The 16,449-nt window shown below is 67.9% G+C and carries 14 protein-coding genes and 1 pseudogene; 6 read left to right on the top strand and 9 right to left on the bottom strand.

What is annotated here, in order from left to right; translation table 11 throughout:
• Positions 1-192 precede the first annotated feature (192 nt).
• Complete coding sequence (locus tag AQJ27_RS44460; protein ID WP_067382642.1) at positions 193-774, top strand: NADPH-dependent FMN reductase; 582 nt, start codon at positions 193-195, stop codon at positions 772-774.
• A gap of 178 nt (positions 775-952) precedes the next feature.
• Positions 953-1,516, top strand: a complete 564-nt coding sequence (locus AQJ27_RS58115) for a hypothetical protein (protein WP_201264492.1) — start codon at positions 953-955, stop codon at positions 1,514-1,516.
• A gap of 54 nt (positions 1,517-1,570) precedes the next feature.
• Here AQJ27_RS58115 and AQJ27_RS44470 read toward each other — a convergent pair whose 3' ends face one another.
• The gene (locus tag AQJ27_RS44470; protein ID WP_159064567.1) at positions 1,571-2,221 is read right to left on the bottom strand and encodes a TetR/AcrR family transcriptional regulator; all 651 of its coding nucleotides are present in this window, start codon (positions 2,219-2,221) and stop codon (positions 1,571-1,573) included.
• 401 nt (positions 2,222-2,622) lie between these two features.
• On the opposite strand from AQJ27_RS44470, the gene AQJ27_RS44475 reads away from it, so the two are divergent.
• Positions 2,623-4,059, top strand: a complete 1,437-nt coding sequence (locus tag AQJ27_RS44475; RefSeq protein WP_201264493.1) for an aldehyde dehydrogenase — start codon at positions 2,623-2,625, stop codon at positions 4,057-4,059.
• A gap of 76 nt (positions 4,060-4,135) precedes the next feature.
• On the top strand, positions 4,136-5,788 hold the full coding sequence (locus tag AQJ27_RS44480; RefSeq protein WP_067382651.1) for a GMC family oxidoreductase: 1,653 nt from the start codon (positions 4,136-4,138) through the stop codon (positions 5,786-5,788).
• A 281-nt stretch (positions 5,789-6,069) separates the two neighbouring features.
• Here the strand turns inward: AQJ27_RS44480 and AQJ27_RS44485 are convergent, their stop codons facing one another.
• The 3 genes and pseudogenes from AQJ27_RS44485 to AQJ27_RS44495 all read right to left on the bottom strand — a co-directional run bounded on the left by AQJ27_RS44485 (position 6,070) and on the right by AQJ27_RS44495 (position 7,861).
• Positions 6,070-6,618, bottom strand: coding sequence for a DUF1062 domain-containing protein (locus AQJ27_RS44485; protein WP_067382654.1), 549 nt, complete (start codon positions 6,616-6,618; stop codon positions 6,070-6,072).
• A gap of 233 nt (positions 6,619-6,851) precedes the next feature.
• Positions 6,852-7,241, bottom strand: a pseudogene (locus tag AQJ27_RS55175) (IS5/IS1182 family transposase); the annotation flags it as partial.
• Between the two features lie 11 nt (positions 7,242-7,252).
• Positions 7,253-7,861 (bottom strand): TetR/AcrR family transcriptional regulator, encoded by a 609-nt coding sequence (locus AQJ27_RS44495; RefSeq protein WP_067382657.1) that lies wholly within the window; start codon positions 7,859-7,861, stop codon positions 7,253-7,255.
• A gap of 180 nt (positions 7,862-8,041) precedes the next feature.
• Here AQJ27_RS44495 and AQJ27_RS44500 point away from each other — a divergent pair, with 180 nt between their 5' ends.
• Positions 8,042-8,494: an iron chaperone gene (locus AQJ27_RS44500; protein ID WP_067382660.1), complete on the top strand. Its 453-nt coding sequence runs from the start codon at positions 8,042-8,044 to the stop codon at positions 8,492-8,494.
• 167 nt (positions 8,495-8,661) lie between these two features.
• Here AQJ27_RS44500 and AQJ27_RS44505 read toward each other — a convergent pair whose 3' ends face one another.
• From AQJ27_RS44505 to AQJ27_RS44525, 5 genes are all read right to left on the bottom strand, one after another.
• Positions 8,662-9,567, bottom strand: a complete 906-nt coding sequence (locus tag AQJ27_RS44505; RefSeq protein ID WP_067382663.1) for a 3-hydroxyacyl-CoA dehydrogenase — start codon at positions 9,565-9,567, stop codon at positions 8,662-8,664.
• The gene (locus AQJ27_RS44510; RefSeq protein ID WP_067382666.1) at positions 9,564-10,553 is read right to left on the bottom strand and encodes a 3-hydroxyacyl-CoA dehydrogenase NAD-binding domain-containing protein; all 990 of its coding nucleotides are present in this window, start codon (positions 10,551-10,553) and stop codon (positions 9,564-9,566) included. Before AQJ27_RS44510 ends, AQJ27_RS44505 begins: the two co-directional genes overlap by 4 nt.
• A gap of 517 nt (positions 10,554-11,070) precedes the next feature.
• On the bottom strand, positions 11,071-12,303 hold the full coding sequence (locus AQJ27_RS44515; RefSeq protein WP_067382728.1) for a CaiB/BaiF CoA transferase family protein: 1,233 nt from the start codon (positions 12,301-12,303) through the stop codon (positions 11,071-11,073).
• A gap of 5 nt (positions 12,304-12,308) precedes the next feature.
• The gene (locus tag AQJ27_RS44520; protein ID WP_079065752.1) at positions 12,309-13,535 is read right to left on the bottom strand and encodes an acyl-CoA dehydrogenase family protein; all 1,227 of its coding nucleotides are present in this window, start codon (positions 13,533-13,535) and stop codon (positions 12,309-12,311) included.
• Between the two features lie 673 nt (positions 13,536-14,208).
• Positions 14,209-15,357 (bottom strand): FAD-dependent oxidoreductase, encoded by a 1,149-nt coding sequence (locus AQJ27_RS44525; protein ID WP_067382669.1) that lies wholly within the window; start codon positions 15,355-15,357, stop codon positions 14,209-14,211.
• Positions 15,358-15,531: 174 nt separating this feature from the next.
• On the opposite strand from AQJ27_RS44525, the gene AQJ27_RS44530 reads away from it, so the two are divergent.
• Positions 15,532-16,149 carry a TetR/AcrR family transcriptional regulator gene (locus tag AQJ27_RS44530; RefSeq protein WP_067382671.1) on the top strand — a complete coding sequence of 206 codons (618 nt, stop codon included), beginning with the start codon at positions 15,532-15,534 and terminating at the stop codon, positions 16,147-16,149.
• The last annotated feature ends 300 nt before the right edge of the window (positions 16,150-16,449 follow it).

A 16,449-nucleotide genomic window follows, 5' to 3' on the forward strand; every position in this document is an offset into this window, starting at 1 on the left:
ACTCGCCGTAGCAGCAGGGATCTCACCATCGCGGACATGCACCCCCGCACACGGCTCGGGCAAACAGCGTTGGACGGCAACGGCTTGTCGGGCCCCAACCAGAAACCAAGCAGCGACAGGTTCGGCGCACCAGGACCAGAACCAGAACCAATTGCAGAACCAATTGCAGAATCCAGAACAGGAGGATCGGACATGATCAGGATCGGCATCATCATCGGCAGCACCCGTCCCGGCCGGAACGGCGACCAGGTGGCCCGATGGGTCCGGGAGCTGGCGGTTGAACACGCGGGCGACGTCGCGGACTTCGAGCTTGTGGACCTGAAGGACTACGCGCTGCCGCTGCTCGACGAGCCCGTGCCGGCGCGCATGGCACCGGGCCGGCGGCCCCACACACGGCGATGGGCCCACCGGATCGAATCGTGCGACGCCTTCATCGTCGTCACGCCCGAGTACAACACCGCCCCGCCCGCCGCCCTGACCAATGCCATCGACTACCTCCACGCGGAATGGGGCGGCAAGCCGGTCGGTTACGTCGGCTACGGCATCTTCGGCGCGGTCATGGCGGTGCAGAAACTACGTGCGCAGGCAGGCCCGTTGCGGATGGCGGACATCGGGCCTCAGGTGGCGCTTTCGCTGCGCGAGGACTTCGAGGCCTTTGCCGACTTCCGGCCGCAGGAGCTGCACGTGGCGGAGGTGCACGGGCTGATCGACGAGCTGCTGGCCTGGGCGCAGGCGCTCGGCCCGCTGCGCGCAGCTTCCCGGGCCGCGGCCTGAACGGCCGAAACCCCCCGTCCCCATCCTCTACAACGTTGGATCCGCTGTACGAACGGTGACGGTCCGCACCCCGGCCCTCGCGCCGGAGGCGGACCGGCCCGTCGATCCGATCGTCTGGCCCGCTGCCAACCTCAACACCGGCTGCAGGACCTGATCTCCATCGTCACCGACCTCCTCGGTGCCAGAGACCCACGGCGTGGCGAGGATGCCGCTGCGGCGTTGCGCGTGGCCGGCGGCAACGCGCGCGGTCGTCCTGGACGTCACCGACCAGGCCACCGCCCGGGCCGCCGCACAGCAGATCGGGGAACGCTTCGGCCACCTCGACGTGCTGATCAACATCGTCAATGTCAGTAGCGCCGCCGGGTCGCTGACCATCACGAGCGACCCGAACGGCCCGCTGTCGGCTCTACCGACGTCGGCCGCGTACATTGAGCGGCGAGCGGACCGTGAGGTCCACGTAGGTGTACTCGTCCTGCCGGACGGGGCGGTATTCGACGCGGAAGCAGGCAGGGCTGTCGACGGTAAGGCGTTCGCCTGCCTCAAGGGCGACGACCTCGCGTTCAAACTCGGGGACGGCACACCCGCCCACGCCGAAGCCCTTGCCCTCTCTGGCGCGGAACTCTTCGACCCGTCCGGCAATCACCGCCCCTTCAAGGACTGGGTCGCCGTTCCCTGCACGCACGCCGCGCAGTGGCTCCGCCTGGCCGAGTCCGCACTCGACGGCGTCGGCGCCACCTCATGACGCTGCGGGCCATCGCGTCGCGGACGCGCTCGGTTCGTGACGGTGGCTGCGCTGTCATTCTCGTGATGTTGCCGAGGCGTGCTCGGTGATGGCCTCGAAGAGGAGAAGGCCCTGATCCACCAGCTCGTCCCTCGAGATGTCCAGAACTCCGTTGAACCAGCTCAGCAGCATCTCGCTGACCGCGCCCACGACCGCCACGGACAGGGTGGCGGTGTCGATCCGGGGGTCGTGGAGCCCTTCCCTCAGGAGGGAGTCCACGAGGCCGCTCATGCGCTGCAGGCCCAGACGTCGTTCGTGTGCTGTGAGGGGACCGGCACCCAGGGATTCCGCGAGTTTGACGCGCCCTTTCCTCGGGTCTTGCAGAGGAAGCCCGACGATGACGTCGATCATGTTTCGAGCCCGGTCGCGCAGCGGCTGGTCTGTTCCGATCGCCTCGGCGCATCGGGTGATCTGCTCCTCGTAGATGTCTCTCATGAGCGCTGCCATGAGATCGTCGAGGGATGAGAAGCTCTCCGCGAAGTACCTGTCCTTCAGTCCGGCGTGGCGGAGTACCGCACTGATCGACGTGTGGGCGTATCCCTGGCTGGAGAAAAGTTCGAGACCGCTTTCCATGAGGCGCCGACGGCGGAGCGATGTGCGCTGTTCCGCCGTTGCTCCGCCATATGTCCTCATGATGTGCACCTCTCTTTGAGGCGTCCTGCTCATGGTGCGAGGTCGCGCACCGGGGCCTGGCCTGCCGACCGCGATGCTCACTGGCATCGCGTGAGGATTTGAGCCGTCGGTCCGGCCTTCCCCCATTGGGCGGCCACCAAAGTTTTCTGCCTATATTCTACCCATCTGGTGACGCTCTACCCCAGATGGGTGTAATGTCGCATTTATTCAGTCGTGAATCATGAAAGCGCTCCTCGCAAGGCCGGTACCAGCCCCAAGGGGCGTCGCAGATGTGGCCCACCCGCAGGTTCGGCGCGCCGGGCCACGGCGCAAGAAGGTCATGACCGGTAACGGCCTGCGTGCCGTGCCGAGCACCCTCGTGCCCGCTGGTCATCCACGTATCGAACACCACGGAGTGCCGTGGTCCCGAGGCCATGCCGAGGGGAGATTTCGCCATGCATCACAACCATCTGTTCATCGGCGGACGCTGGGTACACACGTCCGGCGATCGCGTCATCAATGCCGTGTCCGCAAGTACCGGCGATCACCTCGGTGCGGTACCGGACGGTTCCCAGGTCGACATCGACCGGGCGGTCGGGGCCGCTCGTGCCGCATTCGACGCACCGACCGGCTGGGCTTCCTGGAACACGGAACGTCGCGCGGCCGCCATGATCCGTCTCGCGGATGCGCTCGATGCCAGGAAGGGGGCGACGTCCGACGCCGTGAGCGCGCAGAACGGCATGCCGATCACTGTCGCCCGGTCCTTCGAAGGTGTGGTGCCGTCAGCCCTGCTGCGCTATTACGCGGCTCTGGCCGACAGCATGCCTGGCGAGGAACTGCGTACCGGACTGCCCCGTGGCACCACCCTGGTCCGCCGGGAACCCGCAGGCGTCGTAGCCGCCATCATGACCTGGAACTTCCCTCAGACCATCGCCTTCTTCAAGATAGCCCCGGCTCTGGCGGCCGGTTGCGTGCTCGTCCTCAAGCCGGCACCGGAGACGGTCCTCGACTCGGTGCTGCTGGCGGAGGCGGTCGAGGAAGCGGGCATCCCCGACGGCGTGATCAATATCGTTCCGGGCGGCCGCGACACCGGCGCGTATCTGGTCTCCCATCCTGGCGTCGACAAGGTGTCGTTCACCGGATCCACCAGAGCGGGGCGTCAAGTGGCTGCCAAATGCGCCGAGTTGCTGCGGCCGGTGACCCTGGAGCTGGGAGGCAAGTCCGCCGCCGTCGTCCTCGACGACGCCGACCTCGCCGCGAACCCAGAGCAGTTCTTCATGGCCAGTCTGCTGAACAACGGTCAGACCTGTTACGCGAGTACCAGGATCCTGGCCTCCCGCAGCAGGTATCGGGACGTGGTCGAGTTCTGTACGGCGATGGCCCGTGACGCCGTCGTCGGTGACGCGCTCGACCCCGACACCCAGATCGGCCCGCTCGTCAGCCGGCGTCAGCGCGAACGTGTGCTGGGTTACATCAAGACCGGCCTCGACGAGGGGGCTCGGCTCACCACCGGAGGAGGCCGCCCGCCCGGCCTCGACCGAGGCTGGTTCATCGAACCCACCGTGTTCGCCGACGTCGAGAACGCGTCGACCATCGCGCAGGAAGAGATCTTCGGCCCGGTCCTCACGATCACGCCCTACGACGGCGAGGACGAGGCGGTACGCCTGGCGAACGAGTCGGCCTACGGCCTCGCCGGCACCGTCTGGACCACGGACCTGGATCACGGTGCCCAGGTGGCCCGCCGTTTCCGGACCGGCACCGTCGGGCTCAACGGCTATCTGCCCGACCTCACCTCCCCCTACGGAGGCAGGAAGGCCAGCGGACTCGGCAGCGAACTCGGGCCCGAGGGGCTTCTTGCATACCAGCAGGTCCAGTCGATCTACCACCCCTGATGCGACGTCCGGTATCCGTCGCCCGGCTCGGGCGAATCGAGGCGACGGCCGTCCGCCGGGCGAGGAAGGAGCCAGCATGACTTCCACCGGAACCGAAGGATTCGATTACGTCATCGTGGGCGCCGGCAGCGCCGGTTGTGTGCTCGCCGACCACCTGAGCCGCGACGACCGCGTCCGCGTGCTGCTCCTCGAAGCGGGCGGCCCCGACACCGACGAACTCATCCACATCCCGGCCGCGCTCGGAATGCTCTTCGGATCGCACTCCGACTGGAGCTACCGGACCGTCGAGCAGTCCCAGCCGGGCCGCACCTTCTCCTGGCCCCGGGGCAAGACACTCGGCGGCTCGTCATCCACCAACGTCATGATCTACACCCGGGGCAACCGGCACGACTACGACGGCTGGCGTGACGAGCACGGTGCGAAAGGCTGGGGCTACGACGACGTCCTGCCGTATTTCATGAAGTGCGAGTCGAACCGCCGCCTCGGCGAGCCCTACCACGGTTCGGACGGACCCCTGCACGTCGAGGACCGCGTCTACACCCACGAACTCTCACGGTCCTGGCTGGACGCCGCCGTGGAATGGGGACTGGACCACAACGACGACTTCGCGGGTACGTCCCCTGTCGGCGCCGGCCTGTACCAGGTGACATGTCATCACGGGCGACGGTGGTCCGCGGCCGACGCCTATCTGCGCCCGGCCCTTGACCGACCCAACCTCACGGTACGCACCGGCGCCATGGCATCGAAGATCACACTCGACGGATCACGCGCGACCGGCGTCACCTATCTCCGGGACGGACAGGAGCGGGCGGCCCACGCCGACAGCGAGATCCTGCTCTGCGGCGGATCCATCAACTCGCCCCAACTACTGCTCCTGTCGGGCATAGGTGACCCTGACGAGCTGCACGATGTGGGGATAGACGTCCGCGTCCCCCTGCCGGGGGTCGGGCGGAACCTGCAGGACCATGTGATGGCTCCCGTCGTGTGGGAGACCCGGGACTCCACCGACATCGTCCGGGACCTGCTCACCCCGGACAACCTCGAACGGTGGCGTGCCCACGGCGACGGGCCCTTCGCCTCCAACTACGGCGAGGTCGGTGCGTTCCTCAACGTCACGGACGGCACCGGCCGTCCTGACGTCCAGCTGGTCGGAGGGGCCACGGCACTCATTCTCAGCGGTGAGGAAGTACCCGACCGGCCGGTGTTCACGACGAACTGCTACCCCCTGAACCCGCGGACCCGCGGCACCGTCCGTCTCGCGTCGGCTGATCCGCAGGCCCCACCGCTGATCGATCCCCGGTACTTCGACGTACCCGCGGACATGTCGGTCATGGTCGCCGGACTCAGAGCGGTCATGGGCATCGCCCGCCACGCACCGTTCGCCGCACACCTGGCACGGTCGTACCTGCCGGCCAGTGCCGGCCCGGACTGTCTGGACGGCATGGACGACGCGGCCCTCGAGGAGTACGTCCGCACATGGAGTGCCACGGCGTATCACCCGGTGGGCACCTGCGCCATGGGAACCGGAGACGACTCCGTCGTCAATGCCGACCTGGAGGTCTACGGAGTCGAGCGACTCCGTGTAGTCGACGCCTCGGTCATGCCGACCGTCATCAGCGGAAACACCAACGCACCCACGATCATGATCGCCGAAAAGGCGGCCGAGCGGATCAGGGAGCAGCGTCGCCGTCACAGTGGCGAACCACACCGGGTGACCGCAGCCCATTGATCTGATCAAGGGCCTCCAGCGGACGGTAGAACAGGCCGAGGCATCCGGACGGTGACGGTGACGAGAACATGGACGCGCTCGAGTACTCGCCCGCCGACGCCTCCAGCGCGTTCACCGTCGCAGCCTCCACCCTCACGGACGAGCGCGCCCACTTCGTCATGGCTGTCACCCGACAGGGTCGGCGTCCTGCCACCGAGACGGTTCCAAATTCCCCAATGCGGCTGTGGGTTGGGGCCTGTCCGGCGGATCTTGCCGGACAGGCCCCTGGTCCCGAAGAGGGCTCAGCGCTTGAGCGTGAAGGTGAAGTCGCCGGAGAGCCTGCCGTTCAGCCGGACTGCCGAAACGAGCTTGCCCTCCGTGATCAGTCTCTCGACCTCGGCCCGCGCAAGACCGCAACCTTCAGCGATCAGTCGCACCGGCCGGACAGGGATCCGCGCCGCGAATCGGACCAGAACGTCGATCACCTCGCGGTCCAGGTGATCCGATCCGCCGGTGTCGAGGCGCCAGGCGTTGTCCCAGTCGAGGGCGATGCGATTACGGCGCCGCACGACCGGATCCTGGAGCAACTCGGCTGCCAGACCAAGGTCGTTGTCATGCAGCCGGTCCAGCAGCTCAGGTCGTACAGAGCGCACATTCATCCGCTCCAGGACCGTGAGCTTCGCGGTTTCCCCGCACGCGGTACAGAGCGCGAGGAGCCAGGCGTCGATGAGCTTGTGGTTCGCGTTGACGCGAAATTTACCGTTTGCCCGGAAGCGCTCGGACGCGCACGCGTGGCAACGGCGACGAACGAGCGGCAGGCAGGTGGGCGTGACCACCCAGTTTTCGAGCACAGAAGTACACCGGTTTCAGTGAGAAGTCCGCAGCAAAAAGGAGCGCGGCGCACATGCGCGACGCGCGACAGAGCAGCGCTCGGGAGGTCTCACACGGTGTACAACGGCACGTCCTTCACCAGACGACTTGGTTCGGCAGCACGGTAATGGCGCAACGCGGCGCTGCTCCACTGGTTTTCGAGCGCCTGACCGCCGGGTTCCATCCGGCGGATCACGGACGAAGTCAGAGCCGGATCACGGCGCTTGTACATCACCTTGTCGAAGTCGGTGGGCCGACCGCCTTTGCTGCCCCGGCGCTTGCGGTTGGCCCGCTGGTCCTTCGGCTCGGGGATGGTCTGCCTGATGTAGGCGTCTGCGCAGGCAGCGGCGATTACGGCGGGAGTTGCACGCCTTGTCGCCGCCGAGGTGATCCGGGCGGGTGCGTGGACGCCTGCCGCCTCCACCGGCGTCGTCGGGGCGGTGCTGTCTGTCGGGGCGCGTTTCCCTTCCCGGCACACGCGACGGCTTCTTACGTGCTCCGGCGGCATGTTGGGGGCGCGACAGGGGGTGGAGTCCACGCTCGCCATGGATCAGTCGATGCGACCTGCCGCGTCGGCGTCGGTTCGGACGGCCCGCAGGATCTTTGATGGCTCGTTCAATGACCAGACAGGCCCTGGTCGGTGGTTCCGTAGGCGGCCATGAACATGTCCAGCAGTCCGTCGATCGCGGCCTCGTCAATGGGGCGGGTTGACAGCAGGCTGCGGTAGTAAAGAGTGCCGCACAGCACCTCGGCAGCGAATTCCAGGTTCGCGTCCGCGGTCAGTTCACCGGTGTGCTGGGCGCGGGTGATCCGATCGAGGGTGCTCTGCTCGACGGTGGCCAGGAATCGTTCGTGCAGGGTCGCCCGTAGCACGGAATCAGCCTGCGCTTCCGCGATAACTGCGCGGTAGATGGGGCCGATCGGCGGGCTGGAGAGGGCGAAGCCCGAACGTAGGAACTGTTCGCGCAGATCCCTTCGGACGTCCCCGGTGTCGCGGTAGTCCAGGTCCCTGGTCCACACGTGACTGAGCGCGTCGAGCAGCAGCGCCGCCTTGGACGGCCAGCGCCGGTAGATCGTGTGCTTTCCGACCCCGGCCCGCCGGCCGACCGCCTCGATGCTCAGGCCCGCATACCCGGCCTCCGCGGCCAGATCGAGGGTTACCCGCAGCAGCTCTTCGGTGCGCGCGGCCCCTCGGCGGCGTGGCGTGGCGGGCGTGTCGCTCATACGCCAACTCTATCGGCACGCAGCGTGCCGTTGACAACGCCGAGGGCTGCGCGCAGCATTCAGTATCGATCGGCACGGTGCGTGCCGATGCTGGAGTGACGGCGTGTCGCCACAGACGCCCAAAATCCCGTCGGATCAGATCAACACCCGCCACATCGGATCAACAAAGGAAGATCTGCCATGACCAGCACCGACAACAGCACGCACGAAGGATTCACGGCCGAGGAACGGGCCGCGATGAAGGACCACGCCCAAGAGCTCAAGACAGCAGCACGCCGCGGCTCGCGCGCGGACAAGGCGGCGGAGGCGGAGCGGGACGTGCTGGCGAAGATCGCCGAGATGCAGGACTCGGACCGGATCATGGCCGAACGCGTCCATGCCGTCATCACAGCCGGTGCCCCTGTCCTCGCGCCGAAGCTCTGGTACGGAATGCCCGCCTACGCGCTGGACGGCAAGGTCGTCTGCTTCTTCCAGAGCGCGGCGAAGTTCAAGGCGCGCTATGCGACGCTCGGGTTCAGCGACCAGGCGAAACTGGACGAGGGCACGATGTGGGCGGCCGGTTTCGCCCTGACCGAGGTGACGCCCGAGGTGGAGGCACGGATCAGTGCCCTCGTGAAGCAGGCGCTGAGCTGAGCCACGCCCGGGGCCCGCGGCATGTTCGCGCGCTCGGCGCCACCATGACGGCGTCGAGGTACCGGGCTGAGCACAGCAGGTGTCGAGTTCCGCCCACCGGCTCGGCCGTGTCCGGCAAGGATCGCCGTCCGCCAGGCGGGATCTGGGCGGGACTTGTCGGACACGGCCTATCCCTTCGCTCCGGTCGGCAGCACGGCATGGGCGATGCCGGTGAGGTTGCCCTGCAGGATGAGGATCTCGCTCCGGTTCGATCCGTCGAGGTCGGCCGCGTAGACGTTCCCGGCGAGGTCGGTCACGTACATGCGGCCGTCTTCCAGATCGAGGGCGATGCCGATGCCTTCCATGAGGTGGGTCAACAGGATCTCGGGTGTCCGCTGCCCTTCCGGCACGTCCATCGGCGAGCGGTTCACACTGTTGCCCCGCGGCGGGTCCCCGCGATCCGTCCAATACAGCATGCGCTGCGTGAGGTCGAGTTCCAGGTCGATCGGCTCGGGCAGGCCCTCGAACAGCACCTCGATGTCGTCGCGTTCGGCCGCTCGTTCCCCAGCGGGCAGGTCGATTCCGGCTCGCAGGATCTTCCCGAGTCCCGCGTCGCTCGGGCCCTTCTGTGTCCAGTAGAGGTGCCCGCCGACCGGGTCGACGGCGACCCCCACGCACCACTTGGTCTCGTCCGCGCGGTCGTCCTCTCCCTGTCCCGTCTGTACGAGGGTCTCGACGTTCTGGCCGTCGAGGTCGCAGCGCATCACGCGCATGCCTTCGCGATCACCCCAGTACAGCTTCCGGCCGGCGGCCTCGAAGTGGAGTTGCTTCGGCGTATGCGTGCCACCGTTCGGGACGATCGTCGTCCGGTTGCCTCCGTCCAGGTCCACGCGTTCGATGGAGCCGTCGTTCTCCGGCGGACGGCCCATGTTCGTCCAGTAGATGTGCCCGGCCTGGACATCGACGGCGACCCCGTCGGGGATCCTGCACCCGGTGACGATGACCTTCTTGTCGGAGCCGTCGGGGTTCGCGGAGAACAGGCGACCGCCGCTGCTGGCCTCGAGCACGAACAGTCTTTCCTGGGGACGCGTCACGATTCCTCCTTCGCCGGGCGACCGGCTGCGGCGCTCCGCGGGCCGAGCGGGTCGTGCTCGGCCCGCACGGCCAGCAGGGCGGACAGCATCGCGTCTCGCCGGGCGGCCAGCTCATCGACCGAGTCGCCGTGTGCCTCCTGCAGGACGCCGCCCACGATCTTCTCCTTGAGGTCAGCCGTGAACTCGGGGGTGCCAAGGTCCTGCCAGGACGCCACCATCCGCGGCATGAGGGTGTCCATGAAGTGCTGAATGCCGCCCTCTCCTCCGCCGAGATGCCACAGCAGATGGGGACCCATGACTCCCCATCTGAGCCCCGGCCCCCAGGACACCGCGTCGTCGGAGTCCGCCACGTCGAGCACTCCCTCTTGGACCAGGTACACGACCTCTCGGTACAGCGCGGCCTGGATACGGTTGGCGACGTGCCCGGGAAGCTCCTTCTTGAGGTGAATCGGTTTCTTGCCGATCGCGGCGTAGAACGACATGACGTCCCGGATCGTCTCCGGGGCGGTCTTCGTCCCGCCCACGACCTCGACCAGCGGGACAACGTGCGGCGGGTTGAAGGGATGACCGATGACGGTCCGCTCCGGATGCCGGCATTCGGCCTGGATGACGCTCATCGTGATGCCCGACGAACTCGACGCGATGATCGCGTCCGGCGGCGTGGCGTCGTCGATGTCGGCGAACAGCTTGACCTTGAGTTCCGGGCGCTCCGGCGCGTTCTCCTGGACGAAATCGGCGTCCTCGACGGCCTGACGCATGTCCGTGGTGAAGCTCAGGCGATCGGGCGACGCTTCGGGCGCGAGCCCGATCGAAGCCGCCGTGTCCCATGCCGCCTCCACATACGACCGCAGGGCCGCCTCCGCGGTGGAGGCGGGGTCCGTCGCCGTGACGTCGAAGCCCCGGACGAGATAGTGCGTCGCCCAACTCGCACCGATCGTGCCGGTGCCGACGATCGCTACGCGGTGGACGGGCTTGTGTGCGTTCATGACTGGTTCACTGCTCCTGGAAGTCGGACACGGGCTGCGGTGGAAAAGCGGCAGAGGCGGCCGGCGTCAGCGGCCGCGCCGGGTGGGGGCACGCTTGCCGGCGAACGCCCGTGCGCCTTCCCGCGCGTCCTGGCCGACGGCCAGCCCGCTCGTGAGCTCGTCCTGGTGTCTGAACACGTCGCTCTCCTTCAGTCCCTGCGTTTCACGCAGGGCCTCCTTGACGGCTGCCGGTGCAAGCGGTGCGTTCCGCGCTACGCGGCGCGCCGGCTCTCGGGACCCGTCCAGCGCGGCGCCGGGCGCGCGGCTACGTGGTACGGAAGAAGGCGCGGCAGCCTGACCAGTTCGCCTCTGCCGTCACGGGACCACGCATGACCTCGGCCCGCGACCGCCGCGAGCTGGACCGCGCCCTCGTGGTCGACGTCGTTCTTCTACTCCAGGCGGTTGATGGCGATGGCGATGGTCAGCACGCTGCCGCGGCGCTCGTGGAGCACTACGCCGGACGCGTCGGGCGCCGCGCTCATCGAGCCCCCTCCGCTTCCGCCGGGCCGGGAATCGCTCCCTCGGCGCGCAGTTCGGCGATCTCGGCGGGGCCGAATCCCAGCTCGGCGAGGACCTCGTCGTTGTGCTCGCCCAGGTCCGGTGCCCGCTTCGCCGGGACCTTCGCGACGCCTCGCAGGTTGACCGGGCTGTTGATGGTGTACTCCAGCCCGCTGACTCCTTCCAGCGGCACGACGATGTCGTTCGCGCGCAGCTGCGGATCCCGCGCGGTCTCCTCCGGTGTCTGAATGAGGCTGTAGGTGACGCGTTCCCGGGTCAGGGCGTCCTTCCAGTGGGCGAAGGGCCGCGAACGGAACTCGGCGTCGAGCAGCTCGGTCAGCGCGGCGGAGTTCTTGACGAAGCCCTCGAGGTCCGCGAAACGGGGATCCTCGAGCAGCTCGGGGTGCCCGATGGCCCGGGTCAGTCCCGGCCAGTGCGGGGCGGAGGTGACGAGCATGAACCATTCACCGTCCGCGGTTTGGTAGGGGTTGATCAGCGGGTTCGCAGGCGCCTTCCGGTCGTGCAACTCGAACGGCGTGCCGTCGGCGAGCGCGCCGGCCACGAGCGTTCCCGTGGCCCAGACCCCCTCGGCGAGCAGAGACGTCCCGACGCTGGCCCCTTGTCCGGTCCGCTCGCGGCGGTAGAGGGCGGTCACGATCGCCGCGTAGATCCCGATCGCCGACATGTAGTCGCCGCTGCCCCAGACCGGGGCCGTCGGCGGGGCCCCCGCGTCCCGGGTGGAGGCCAGCAGCCCGCTGCGCGCCCAGTAGGCGGTCAGGTCGAAGCCCGGCTGCCCGGCGTCGGGACCGGCATCCCCGAAGCCCGTGATGTCGGCGTAGACGACCCGCGGGTTCCAGCCCGAGACCTCCTCGTAGCCGAGGTGCAGCTTCTCACGCGTGCCGTGCGGGAAGTTGGTGATCACCACGTCGGCCCATTCGACGAGGCGTTTGAGGATCTTGGTGGCCGCCGGTGCCTTCAGGTCGATGACCATGCCGCGCTTGTTGCGGTTGGTGAGGTGCCAGCTGTAGTTGGCCCGCGCCCGGGGGCTGGGCGGCACGGAGCTCAGTCCCCGCTGGGGGTCGCCCTTTCCCGGTGACTCGATCTTGATGACGTCGGCTCCGAAGTCGGAGAGCACGGTGGCCGCGGCCGGTCCCGCGATGAAGCTCGACGCGTCGAGGACCTTCAGGCCGGTGAAGACGGATTCGGTGGTCATCGTCGTCACCTCACGAAGGCGCTCAGGCCGTCGGTGACGGCGCGTCCGACGATGAGGGTCTGGATCTCCCGCGTGCCCTCGTACGAGTAGATGGCCTCGGCGTCGGCGACGAAGCGGCCGACCTTGTAGTCGAGGAGGATGCCGTTGCCTGCCAGCAGTTCCCGGGCCCACCCCACGTTCTCGCGCATCCGCACGGTGCAGTAGGCCTTCGCCAGGGCGGACTGTTCATCCCGGAACACCCCGGCGTCCTGCAACTGGGCCAGGCGCGTCATCATCCCGCACGAGGCCGTGGCGTTGCCGAGCATCTTCACGAGCAGGTCCTGCACGAGCTGGAAGCCCCCGATCGGGCGCCCGAACTGCTCGCGCTCCTTCGCGTACTGCAGGGCGATCTCGTAGGCGGCGAACATCACTCCCACGGCCTGCCACGCCACCCCGCTGCGCGTCTGGCGCAGGATCTTGGCGGTGTCCTTGAACGAGTTCGCGTTCTGCAGCCGGTTGGCCTCCGGAACGCGACAGCCTTCGAGCACGATGTCGGCGTTCTGCACGATCCGCAGCGCCATCTTGTTCTCGATCTTCGTCGCGGTGAACCCGGGGGTGTCCTTGTCCACGACGAAGCCCAGCACATGACGGGTCTCGACATCGCGGGCCCAGATGACCACCAGGTCGGCGAACGTCGCGTTTCCGATCCACCGCTTCGCGCCGTCGAGGATCCATTCGTCGCCGTCGCGGCGCGCGGTCGTCTGGAGGCCGCCGGCCACGTCGGAGCCGCCGTGCGGCTCGGTCAGCCCGAAGGCGCCGATCTTCTCGAAGCGGCTCATCGCCGGCAGCCACCGACGCTTCTGTTCGTCGGAGCCGCAGGTCAGGATGGTGCCCATGGCCAGACCCGTGTGCACGCCCGCGAACGTGGCCACGGACGCGTCGACATGCGCCAACTCCAGCGCGAGGAAGCCCGCGAAGAGGTTGCTCGGCTTGGACTCCGGTGAGTCCGGGTCGGCCCAGTCCATCAGACCGAGCCCGCCGAAGCCCCCGATCAGCTGGAAGGGGAACTCGGCCCGGGCCCAGTGGTCGTCGACGATCGGTGCGACCTGCTTGCGGAGGAACTCGCGCACGGACTCGAGCTTCTCCCGCTCCCCGTCCGACAGCAGGTCCTCGTAGGCGTAGAAGTCGGCGGGCAGCAGCCCTTTGTCCAGGTACGGACCGGATGGTGTCGGCAAGGTCGTTGCGCCGCTCATGGCAATCTCCCTCAAGCGCTGCGGGGCATGGCTCGGAGATCCGCGCCCGTCAGCGCTCTCCGCTCCTGGCGTTTCGGTTCTCCGGCGCGATTAAACGCGGATCCCGGGCCGGTCCCCCGGACCCGCGCCGCGCAGAAGTGCCGTTGTCGCCGCGGACCACTCCAGTGGCCCGTCCCGCCCGGTGTGGGAGAGGTGAGGCAGGACCGCGAGGTGCCCGAGAGGGGCGCGGACAAGCCTGCGGACGAGCGGGAGGTCGCCGGGCGCTGAAGGACATCCACACCCTGACCGGGCACCGCATGCGGATCCAGCGCATCGAGTGCGCTGGATCCTGGTCCGCCCCACCGCCGTCGGCGGCGGGTCAACGCAGGGCCGCTAGCTATAAGCGTCTGGCCCGGGCCAGGAAGGGGACGAACTCGCCGGTGCGGCGGCCGGCCGCTACTACAGACCTGGGAGAAGGTCACGGCCCCGGCTGGGACCATCGCCGCCAAGCACCGCCTCACCGCCTGCCTGCGCGGAACCGTCCCCACCGACGAACACGACACCCTCGCCCCGGCCCGGCGCTCCGGCCCAACGCCCTACAACGACCCGCACAAGGAATGCGATCGGCTTTGGTGGTGGTGTCCAGAGGGAAGGACTGAGCGTTCGGTTGGTCGACGGAGCCGCGCCCGCGATGTCAGGGCTGGGGCGGACCGAACCGCGGGATCTCGTCGGGGTCGGGCATGGACAGGAGATGCTCGGCGCCGCCTTCGAGCATCCGGGCTATGTCGGCCGAGCGCGGGAGCATCGACTTCTCGTAGCTGTGTACAGCGTCGTCGATGGTGGAGGAATGGGCGAGTGCGAGCGCGAGTTCGCTGGCGTCGAGCATGGCGAGGTTGACGCCGACGCCGAGCGGTGGCATGAGGTGCGCGGCGTCTCCGAGGAGTGTCACGCTGGGTGAGTGCTCCCATGTGTGCGGCACCGGCAGGGCGTAGAGCGGACGATCGACGTAGGGGCCGTCGTTGTCGGTGATCATCCGGAGTGTCTGTGGTGACCAGGCCGCGTACTCGCTCAACAGGTGCGTGCGGATGCCCTCGGTGTCCTCGGGGCGAAGCCCGTTCGTCGTGATCCAGTCCGCAGGGACGCGCTGCATGATGTAGACGCGCATGTGGCTACCGCTGTTGCGCTGTGCGAAGAGGCCGCGCTCGCCGTCGGCAACGTGGGCGCTGCCCTTCCCGACCAGTTCGGAAAGCTCAGGATGCGCGCTCTCCATGTCGTCGAACCATGCCTCGAGGAAGCTGACCCCGGTGTAGCGCGGTGTCGCGGGCGACACGGCTGTGCGGACGCGAGAGGAGGCGCCGTCCGCACCGATGACGAGATCCGCTTCGACGGCCGTCCCGTCGGCGAACGTCAGTGTGCGCGGCCCGTCGGCCGGTCCGCTCACTGATTCGAGCGTGCGTCCCCACTGAACCGTCCCGGGAGCGAGCGAGCCCAGCAGGAGATCGCGAAGCTGTCCGCGGTCGATCTCGGGGCTGGCTGTTTCGCCCTCGTCCGGCAGATGGTGGGCAAGGACGCGCCCTGCGGGGTCCATGCGGCGCATCTCCTGGCTCTCGAGCCTGGCGAGCGCGAAGAACTCCTCCAGTAGGCCCGCTTCACGGAGCGCGAGCTGGCCGTCTTCCTTGTGCAGGTCGAGCGAGCCTCCCTGGTTGCGGGAGTTCACCTCTGCATCACGGTCGTACACCGTCACCGCAATGCCGTGCTGCTGCAGGATGCGTGCGCACGTGAGGCCTCCCGGGCCGGCACCGATGATGCTGATCCGCGCGTCTGCGGGCATCGGAGAGTCCACGGTGGATTCCTTTCGTCGGCGGGGTTCCGGGGGACGCCACGGCGCGGCGATGACCGGTGCCGCGACCCCACCGGGATGCGGCAACCCCTACGACGACCACCAAAGCAGAAACGAGTCCATAAGTGCAACCGTTTCAGTTTCTGCTTCATTCCAGTTATGGAGTACAGTGACGCCATGCCCGACTCTCCGACCGTTGGCCGTCGCGAGCGCAAGAAGGCCGCGACGAGGCAGGCCATCGCCGACGCCGCGCTGGACCTCTTCCTGGAACACGGATTCGAACAAGCGAGTGTCCGCGACATCGCCGAACGAGCCGACGTATCGACGACGACCCTCTTCGCGCACTTCCCGAGCAAGGAGGCTCTGGTCTTCGACCGCGAGGAGGAAGTCGATGCAGAGCTGACCGCCGCCGTCCGTGAACGACCCGAGAACCAGAGCGTGGTCGAGGCGCTCCGCGCCCACGCGCTGAAGTCCTGGGTGCCGATCGCGTCCGATCCACGTCTGCATCAACTCACCGCTCTGGTGGACCAAACGCCCGCGCTCCGCGAGTACGCGGAGCGTATGTGGATGCGGCACGCGGGCACCCTCAGCGCCGTCATCGCGGAGGAACTCGGCCGCGAAGCGGATGATCTCGCATGCTCGGCACTCGCACGGTTCGTCCTGGAAATCCCGACCTTGACCAAGGGCCGACACGATCCACGCGCGACCGTGGAGACAGTGTTCGACCTACTGATCCACGGTTGGCAGTCACAGCACGATTCCGGGGACGCGATCACAGGCTCTTGCAAGGGCTGACACATCGAGATGGGTCGACTTTGCAAGCCCCTGGAACCGCTATGGCCGCACCGTGAGCGGCGCCGGTTGCGGGAGCGGAACGAGGTCGACACGTGGCGGCGACCTCACGAGGCCCTGCTCACTGAGCTGCACGCGGCTTCGCAGTGATGGCGATATCTGAATCTCCCCTGCATTGGGCACATGAACCACGATGTGCCGGGCGGCGAGCCTCACCGGCCGCGGCGGAGGCCGTCGCGGTCATCTCCGAGCTGTATGGGGAGGGGTGAACCGCCGCTCCGGAGAAGGGCGGTGCAGCCCGAT

This window comes from Streptomyces olivochromogenes, assembly GCF_001514115.1.
Classification (GTDB): domain Bacteria; phylum Actinomycetota; class Actinomycetes; order Streptomycetales; family Streptomycetaceae; genus Streptomyces; species Streptomyces olivochromogenes.

Coding starts and splice junctions, on each gene's coding strand:
- AQJ27_RS44460 (WP_067382642.1), top strand. CDS start 193: ATGATCAGGATCGGCATCATCATCGGCAGCACCCGTCCCGGCCGGAAC.
- AQJ27_RS44470 (WP_159064567.1), bottom strand. CDS start 2,221: ATGAGCAGGACGCCTCAAAGAGAGGTGCACATCATGAGGACATATGGC.
- AQJ27_RS44475 (WP_201264493.1), top strand. CDS start 2,623: ATGCATCACAACCATCTGTTCATCGGCGGACGCTGGGTACACACGTCC.
- AQJ27_RS44480 (WP_067382651.1), top strand. CDS start 4,136: ATGACTTCCACCGGAACCGAAGGATTCGATTACGTCATCGTGGGCGCC.
- AQJ27_RS44495 (WP_067382657.1), bottom strand. CDS start 7,861: ATGAGCGACACGCCCGCCACGCCACGCCGCCGAGGGGCCGCGCGCACC.
- AQJ27_RS44500 (WP_067382660.1), top strand. CDS start 8,042: ATGACCAGCACCGACAACAGCACGCACGAAGGATTCACGGCCGAGGAA.
- AQJ27_RS44510 (WP_067382666.1), bottom strand. CDS start 10,553: ATGAACGCACACAAGCCCGTCCACCGCGTAGCGATCGTCGGCACCGGC.
- AQJ27_RS44515 (WP_067382728.1), bottom strand. CDS start 12,303: ATGACCACCGAATCCGTCTTCACCGGCCTGAAGGTCCTCGACGCGTCG.
- AQJ27_RS44520 (WP_079065752.1), bottom strand. CDS start 13,535: ATGAGCGGCGCAACGACCTTGCCGACACCATCCGGTCCGTACCTGGAC.
- AQJ27_RS44530 (WP_067382671.1), top strand. CDS start 15,532: ATGCCCGACTCTCCGACCGTTGGCCGTCGCGAGCGCAAGAAGGCCGCG.